The following is a 7,192-nucleotide window of genomic DNA, read 5'->3' on the forward strand; positions in this document are numbered from 1 at the left end:
CTGGGCCGAGGCCCTGGGGGAGGCCGAGCACGCCCTGGCCGCGGGCGCCGGCATCGAGGCCCGCCGCCTCGTCGCGGGCGCCGCCCAGCAGCTCGACGACAACGCCAAGGGCGCCCAGGCGCTGGCCGACGTCATCGACGAGCTCGCCGACGAGGACGTCTGGCGCATGGTCGTCCTGGCCACCTCGGCCGAGGACTGGGACACCGTCCGCAAGGGCGCCGCCAGGATCGGCATGCCGATCAAGTCCACCGAGGGGCCGATCGAGGAGGAGATGGGCCTCATCAGGGTCATCCTCCCCGCCCCCGACGGCGGCCAGCGCCAGGTGCTGTCGATCCGCACCGGCCCCGCCACCGCCAGGCTGGCCCTGCCGCAGCCGCGCGGCATGGACTACAACGCCGGCGACCTGGTGGTGTTCGACCCCCAGCTGCTGGAGCCGGTCCCCGAGGACCCGCAGGAGCAGCAGAACTTCGTGCCCCCGTTCGCCGCGGTGCGCATCCTGCGTCCCGGCGGCTACACCAGCTACTTCTTCGACGGCGCCGCGCCGAGCGAGGAGGACTGGGCCGAGTTCACCGAGGTCATGGCCGAGCGTGGCTGGCCCATGTGGGTCTACAGCGACGAAAACTACACCGTCTCCCACCCGGCGAGCGGTGAGGCGCTGCCCGGCGTGTTCGGCTGGGTCGCGGTGCCGCCCGACGTCTCCGCGGTCGAGGTCGACGCCCTGCTCGACGACGCCACCGAGCGCTGGTCGCACCCTCTGGCCTGGCTCGACCTGGCGCGTGAGGTCGACGTCGAGGTCGAGCGGCACGAGCGCATCGTCAAGGAGTACGGCCTCTAGGCCGTCAAGGGGCACCTGGCACCTCGGTGACATCGGCCGGCGTGCATCACCTCGTCGTCGGACCCGCCCGACCGGCGTAATAAACGTAATAAGTAGTCGGAGCGGGCGTGGTGGTCCGGCTTCGGGCGGTGCTCGCAGGCGCCGGACTGGCCGGGCGCGCCCTGGACGGCGGGCTCACCGTCGGGGTGCGGGAGGTCGTGCGTGCGCGTTGCGGGTTCCCCCTCGGCGGGCTCCCCCTCGGGGGGCACGCCCGCCCGCGGACCGTCGACGGGCGGATCCGGTGGAAGGTTCACGCGCGGATCCGGTGGAACGTCCACCGGACGGGCCGGTGGGCCGTCCGCCCGGTAGTCCGCCCAGTCGCGCAGAGGACCGCGCGCGGCATTCCGGAAGGCGCATCGAGGGTCCTGGCGCGCCGGGCGGGCCCTGGCGGCGCAGGGTCTGCGCGGGTCGGCGTGCCGATGGCCCCTGACGGGGTGCGCGACGGGGTGCGTCGCCGTGACAGAGCGGCATCGGGAACGTGCCAGGTGGCCGGTGACCGGGGCTTCGCCGGGCCGGTCAACGTCGGGGACTCTGGGTGCGACCCGCATGAGGAAGCGCTCGACCGCCATGTCGAGCTGCGCTTCGTCGAGGTCTAAGAAGTCGTCCATCGCCTCCAGCCTAGGGAGTCGCCGCGGGCCCGCATAAGCAGGTGCGCCGCAGCGTAAAGCGCCGCCACCGGTCCGTCTGATGCCCCGGACAGGCGGAGGGAACGGGAGTCCTGTCGCTCCAGCCCCACCACCAAGCCGGGGAGTATCCCATTTGTCCCAAGGGATGTTAGACGTGACCAGGGGAGATTTGGCCAATCGAGGGTACTTGCTATACCTAAAATTTACGAAATCTAAAAGTCTAGGAGTGGGTGTGCGGGTTCGGGTGGGTTTGGCGGGGTTAGCCGCGGTGGTGGCGCTCGCCGGGTGTGGAGGGCTGGACGCGCGGACGGGGCCCGACGGCGGCGGGCCGGTCTCCTCCAAAGCGAACAAGGCAGACAAGGCGGACGTGGGTGAGGCCCGCGAGAAGCTGGCCGGGCTGGCCGTGAAGGGCCGCGCGCCGCGCACCGGGTTCGAGCGGGAGAAGTTCGGCCCCGCCTGGGCGGACGTCGACCGCAACGGCTGCGACACCCGCAACGACATCCTCAAACGGGATCTGCGTGACGAGAAGTTCAAGGCGGGCACCCACGACTGCGTGGTGGTCAGCGGCGTCCTCGAGGACCCGTACAGCGGCAGGACCATCACCTTCAAGCGTGGCCAGGACACCAGCTCCGACGTCCAGATCGACCACCTGATCCCGCTCTCCGACGCCTGGCAGAAGGGCGCCCAGAAGTGGACGGCCACCAAGCGCAGGGAGTTCGCCAACGACCCGCTGAACCTGCTCGCCGTGGACGGCCCGCTCAACAACCAGAAGAGCGACTCGGACGCGGCCACCTGGCTCCCGCCGCGCCGGGCGTACCGGTGCGCCTACATCGCCAGGCAGGTGAACGTGAAGGCGAAGTACGAGCTCTGGGTGACGCGGGCCGAGAAGGACACCATGGACCGCATCCTCGACTCCTGCTGACGGCGGGAGCGGGCGGCCTCACGCCGTCTCCTCGCCCGCCTCGGACGGGCCGCGCAGGTCGGCGAGGTCCACGAGCTCCTGCAACTGGTCGAGCTGGTAGTAGCCCATCCCGAGGGCGTGGCCGTGGCGGGTGACCCGGTACCAGATCTCGCCGGGCCGGGCGGCCGGCTCGATCATGCGCACGAACAGCCAGTGCACCGTGTCGACGCGCAGCTGGACGGGCTCCACGCGGAGCCCGTCCGGGCCGACGAGATAGGGCGCCATCTGACTGGTGTACCGCGTCAGGACCAGGTGTGGCCAGCCCCGGTCAGGCTCCGGCGCCGAGCGCCGCCTTCGTCCGCTCGGCCTGGCGCCTGATCTGTGCCAGCACGATCGGGTTGACGCCCTTCCCCTCGAACACCGCCACCATCCGGTCCAGCACCGCGTTCGCCCGCCCCAGGTCGCCCTGCCGCGCCTCGGCTCTGGCCAGGCGGCGCATCACCATGTTCAGGGTGATGTTGTCGAGGACGTCTCCGGTGCCCGCCTCGCGGGCCACCGCGGTCAGCTGCTCGATGCCCTGCTTGAGGTCCGGCGGCCGGATGCGCAGCCGATTGCCGGGGGTGAGCGCCTTGAACTCCCGCTCGGCGTTCAGCCCCTTGACCATCCGGGCGTACACGGAAAGGGGGTGGCCGCCGTACCGGTCGATGAGCTCGTCCAGCGCCTCGTTGCCGGAGCGCAGCTCCGGCGAGTCGGAGCCGAGCAGCGAGAAGAGCGTGCCCTGCTCCTCGCCGAGCATCAGCTCCGCCACCCGGTGGTCGTCGGGCCCGACCGGGTAGCGCACCCTGACCCGGCACGGCGAGGAGACGATGCGCGAGCCGTCGGCCGCGACGTACTGGGCGCGGACGTGATACTCGCCGGGCTGCTGGAAGTAGTGGCCGTCGCGGCCGTGCCCGATGTAGGCGCTGCGGTAGACGGCGGGGTTGGCGGCGTCGAGCCGGACCTCGTCGGCGGTGTCGACGCAGTGGCGCATCATCGGCCGGTAGAGGACGGTCCGGCCGTTCGGCTGGGTGACGCAGATCTGGGTGAACTCGGTGTCGGGGTGCAGGTGGCCGTGCGTGGTGCGCGGCTCGCCGGTGACGGACAGCTTCAGCTCGACCACGACCGGCTCGCCGAAGCCGAACCACTCCTTGGCCCGCACCTCCAGTAGCAGCCCGGAGGCGTCCTCGACCGGCAGCTCGAACGGTGTGATCTCAGCAGCGCCCGTGCCGAAGGCGTTCGCGCCCATGGCCACGTCGCGGTAGAAGCCGTGCCGCAGGTGCACCAGTTCGGCGTCGCTGAACTGGAACGGGAACGCCGCCCAGTAGCCGGACTCGCCGCCGGGCCGGTAGTTCTGCACGTAGTTCATCCATGACAGGTCGCCGAAGCCGCCGTCGGGGCCGAGCGGCTGGGGCGGGCTGGCGAGGTGCTTCTGCCAAGAGTGCAGCAGGTTGAACGCGTGGCCCAGCTCGTGCACGTACGTGCGTAACTGGGCCCGCTGCGCCTGCGGCGTGTCGCCCCTGATCGCGTCGTAGAACACGGCGGCGCCCTGCCGCTGGTGCGCGTCGTTGTAGTCGAACATGATGCCGCGGAAGCCGCCCACGTGCCTGCTCGCCACCAGCAGCCACACCCGCCAGGCCACCGCGTCGCCGAACTGGCTGAACTGCCGCGTCATCGCGTGGTGCAGCTCGGCGTCATCCCATGCCAGGTCGGTCCCCGAGCCGTCGGCCGGGATCACGCCGGGCTCCGCCAGGGTCAGCCCGATGCCCGCCTCGGCGTACGCGGCGGTCACGCTCAGCTCCCTGGCCGCCGGGTTCGCGGGGCCGGGCAGCGTCCCCGTGTGGTAGGACGCGAACGGCACGGTCCCCGCCACCGCGTCCTGCTCCAGCAGCACGTGACGGAAGTGGGGGGAGGCGAAGGACACCGGATAGCTCCGCCCGGCGATCTCGGCGGTGCCCGACCCGGCGCTGATCGTGACGCTCACGTCTTTCGCGGGGGCGTCGAAGGTGAAGGCGCCGCGTCCGGTGATGCGGGTCTTCTCCCCTTCGGCCCGTACGGCCGGCGCGTGCACGACGAACGAACCGGCGTACGCGGTGGTCGAGCCGGCCACTGAGAAGAGGTCGCCGCTCACCCGCCCCGTCGGACGCGGGCCGTCCACGTCGACCCGCAGCTCCAGGCGCGAGTCGCCGTCCTGACCCTGGTACAGCCCGCTGATCATGGGAGCTCCCTGCGGATGGAGATGGGGGTACACGGGGGAGACTTCTCCCGGCGGCGGCCCCTGTCAACGCCCGTCCGCTCAGTGCCCTCCGCTCAGTGCCTCCGCTCAACGCCTCCGCTCAGTGCCCTCCGCGAACGCGCAGCGCTCCGAGCAGTTCCTCCGACGCCCGGGTGATCGTCTCCACGGCGCGGTCGAACGCCTCCGCGTTGTGCGCCGCAGGCGCGCGGAACCCGGAGATCTTCCTCACGAACTGCAGCGCCGCGGCCCGGACGTCCTCCTCGGTGACGTCCTCCGTGTACGGCGGTCGCAGCGTCTTGATGCTTCTGCACATGCCCCCACGCTAACCCCCGCCGGCCACCGGGCTCAGCTCGGCGCCGAACGCATGCGCGATCTTCCGCATGCCCTCGGCCAGCTCGTCGCGGTCGACGGCGTCGATGCGCTCGGCCGGTCCCGACACCGACATCGCGGCCACCACCCGGGCGCCGTCGCGCACGGGCACGGCCAGGCAGTGCACCCCCAGCTCCTCCTCGCCCAGGTCGAGGGCGTAGCCACGGTCCCTGACCAGGGCGAGCTCGGCGAGCATGGCGCGCGTCTCGGTGATCGTGTTGGGCGTGCGGCGCGGCATGCCGGTGCGCTCCAGCAGCGTCACGGCCTCCTCGACGGACCGGTCCGCGAGCAGTACCTTGCCGACGGCCGTGCTGTGCGGCAGCACCCGCCTGCCCACCTCGGCGAACATCCGCAACCTGCGCGGCGACGGCACCTGGGCCACGTAGACGATGAAGTCGCCCTCCAGCACGGCCAGGTTGGCGGTCTCGCCAGACAGCTCGACCATCCTGGCCAGGTACGGCCGCGCCCACTCGCCCACCATGCCCTCGGCCACGCCGCCGAGGCGCACCAGGCCGGCGCCCAGCGCGTAGCGGCGGTCCGACTCCTGGCGCACGTAGCCGCGGGAGAGCAGCGTCTTCAGCAGCCGGTGGATCGTCCCGTACGGCAGGCCGGTCCGCGCCGCGATCTCCGACAGCCCCGCCTCGCCGCCGTGCTCGGCCAGCGCCTCCAGCACGTCGAGCGCCCGCTCGACCGACTGCACGCTACTCACAGCGAGACCCCCCGCAGCGAGGCGTCCAGCACCTCGGCCGTGTGCGCCACCCTGATGCGGCCTCCGCCGCGCCGCACTGCCGCGGCGATCTGCATCGTGCAGCCCGGGTTGGCCGACACCAGCAGCTCGGCGCCGGTGGACACCACCGCCTCGGCCTTCCTGTCGCCGAGGTCGCGGGCCGCCTCGGGCTGGAAGATGTTGTACGTGCCCGCGGAGCCGCAGCAGATCGCCGCCTCCGGCACCTCCCTCACCACCAGGCCCGGGATGCCGGCCAGCAGCGAGCGCGGCTGCTCCCTGACGCCCTGCGCGTGGGCGAGGTGGCAGGCGTCGTGATAGGCCACGGTGAGCGGCAGGGGGTGCCGCGCCGCGGCCGGGCCCAGCTCCGCGAGGAACTCCGACAGGTCCACCACCCTGAACCCGGGGTCCGCGCCGAGCAGCTCGCCGTACTCCTTCATCGACGACCCGCAGCCGGCCGCGTTGACCACGACCGTGTCGACGCCGGCCTTCCCGAACGTCCGGACCGTCCGGCGGGCCAGCCGCCTCGCCTGGTCGGAGCGGCCGGAGTGCACGCTGAGCGCACCGCAGCAGCCCTGGCCGGCGGGGATCACCACGTCGCAGCCCTCCAGCGCCAGCACCCGCGCCGTGGCCGCGTTGACCTGCGGGAAGAACTCGCCCTGCACGCACCCGGTGAGCATGCCCACCACGGCCCTGCGCTCGCCCCTGGCCCTGACCAGTCGCGGCAGCCGCTGCCGGCGCCCGGCCCGCGGCGTGAGCGCGGCCATCGCCCCCAGGCTCGGATGCGCCCGCTCCAGGAACGGCTGGAGCCGCCCGGCCAGCCGTGTCCCGGGCCGCAGCAGCCTGAGCCTGCGCGGGTAGGGGAACAGCCCGAACACCAGCCCGCGCACCGCCCGCTCGCGGGGTTCGCGCCGGTGGAGCCGCTCCACCTCGGCCCTGGTCTGCTCGATCAGCACGTCGTAGCGCACCCCCGACGGGCAGGCGGTCACGCAGGCCATGCACCCCAGGCAGGCGTCGAAGTGCCCGGCCATCTCGGGAGTCACGGGGGTGCCCTCGACGTGCTGCCTCATCAGGTGGATGCGGCCGCGCGGTGAGTCCATCTCCTCGCCCCACAGCACGTACGTGGGGCAGCTCGGCAGGCAGAACCCGCAGTGCACGCAGTCGTTGATCAGCTCCGGGTCCACGTCAGATCCCTCCCACGAACCGTCCGGGAGACATCCTCCGGCCCGGGTCGAACTGTGCCTTGACCCGCCGCATCAGCGGCAGCGCGCCCACGTCGCCCCACCGGTCCACGCCCTCGTACGGCGAGGCGAGCACGATCACCGCGCGGGCCCGCCCGCGCAGCGCGGCCACCGCGGCGGCCAGCCGTTCACCGGAGATCTCGCCTGCGGGCGCCAGGTGCAGGCGGCCGGACGCCGCCGAGCCG

At 72.5% G+C, this 7,192-nt stretch carries 7 protein-coding genes and 2 pseudogenes; 3 read left to right on the forward strand and 6 right to left on the reverse strand.

Going from position 1 to position 7,192, the window contains the following annotated elements:
* The 3 genes and pseudogenes from DQW85_RS30865 to DQW85_RS30875 all read left to right on the forward strand — a co-directional run.
* Positions 1 to 835: pseudogene (locus tag DQW85_RS30865) on the forward strand (tetratricopeptide repeat protein); the annotation flags it as partial.
* Between the two features lie 107 nt (positions 836 to 942).
* The gene (locus DQW85_RS30870) at positions 943 to 1,470 is read left to right on the forward strand and encodes a hypothetical protein (protein ID WP_113703329.1); all 528 of its coding nucleotides are present in this window, start codon (positions 943 to 945) and stop codon (positions 1,468 to 1,470) included.
* 262 nt (positions 1,471 to 1,732) lie between these two features.
* Positions 1,733 to 2,422, forward strand: a complete 690-nt coding sequence (locus DQW85_RS30875; RefSeq protein ID WP_240197530.1) for an HNH endonuclease family protein — start codon at positions 1,733 to 1,735, stop codon at positions 2,420 to 2,422.
* A gap of 18 nt (positions 2,423 to 2,440) precedes the next feature.
* On the opposite strand, the gene DQW85_RS30880 is transcribed toward DQW85_RS30875, so the two are convergent.
* The 6 genes and pseudogenes from DQW85_RS30880 to DQW85_RS47165 form a co-directional block, all read right to left on the reverse strand.
* A complete protein-coding gene (locus DQW85_RS30880) occupies positions 2,441 to 2,686 on the reverse strand; it encodes a hypothetical protein (RefSeq protein WP_113703331.1) in 246 nt (81 codons plus the stop codon).
* Positions 2,687 to 2,729: 43 nt separating this feature from the next.
* A complete protein-coding gene (locus DQW85_RS30885; protein ID WP_113703332.1) occupies positions 2,730 to 4,655 on the reverse strand; it encodes a hypothetical protein in 1,926 nt (641 codons plus the stop codon).
* A gap of 118 nt (positions 4,656 to 4,773) precedes the next feature.
* Positions 4,774 to 4,986, reverse strand: a complete 213-nt coding sequence (locus tag DQW85_RS30890) for a DUF2277 domain-containing protein (RefSeq protein ID WP_113703333.1) — start codon at positions 4,984 to 4,986, stop codon at positions 4,774 to 4,776.
* Positions 4,987 to 4,995: 9 nt separating this feature from the next.
* Positions 4,996 to 5,751, reverse strand: coding sequence for an IclR family transcriptional regulator (locus tag DQW85_RS30895; RefSeq protein WP_113703334.1), 756 nt, complete (start codon positions 5,749 to 5,751; stop codon positions 4,996 to 4,998).
* Complete coding sequence (locus DQW85_RS30900) at positions 5,748 to 6,950, reverse strand: (Fe-S)-binding protein (protein ID WP_113703335.1); 1,203 nt, start codon at positions 6,948 to 6,950, stop codon at positions 5,748 to 5,750. The genes DQW85_RS30895 and DQW85_RS30900 overlap by 4 nt, the downstream gene beginning before the upstream one ends.
* A gap of 1 nt (position 6,951) precedes the next feature.
* Positions 6,952 to 7,192, reverse strand: a pseudogene (locus tag DQW85_RS47165) (FAD-binding oxidoreductase); the annotation flags it as partial.

It is taken from the genome of Nonomuraea lactucae, from assembly GCF_003313395.1.
Classification (GTDB): Bacteria; Actinomycetota; Actinomycetes; order Streptosporangiales; family Streptosporangiaceae; genus Nonomuraea; species Nonomuraea lactucae.

Bases quoted from the DNA above. Each gene is read 5' to 3' on its own strand.
- DQW85_RS30885 (WP_113703332.1), bottom strand. From the start codon at position 4,655: ATGATCAGCGGGCTGTACCAGGGTCAGGACGGCGACTCGCGCCTGGAG.
- DQW85_RS30890 (WP_113703333.1), bottom strand. From the start codon at position 4,986: ATGTGCAGAAGCATCAAGACGCTGCGACCGCCGTACACGGAGGACGTC.
- DQW85_RS30880 (WP_113703331.1), bottom strand. From the start codon at position 2,686: ATGGCGCCCTATCTCGTCGGCCCGGACGGGCTCCGCGTGGAGCCCGTC.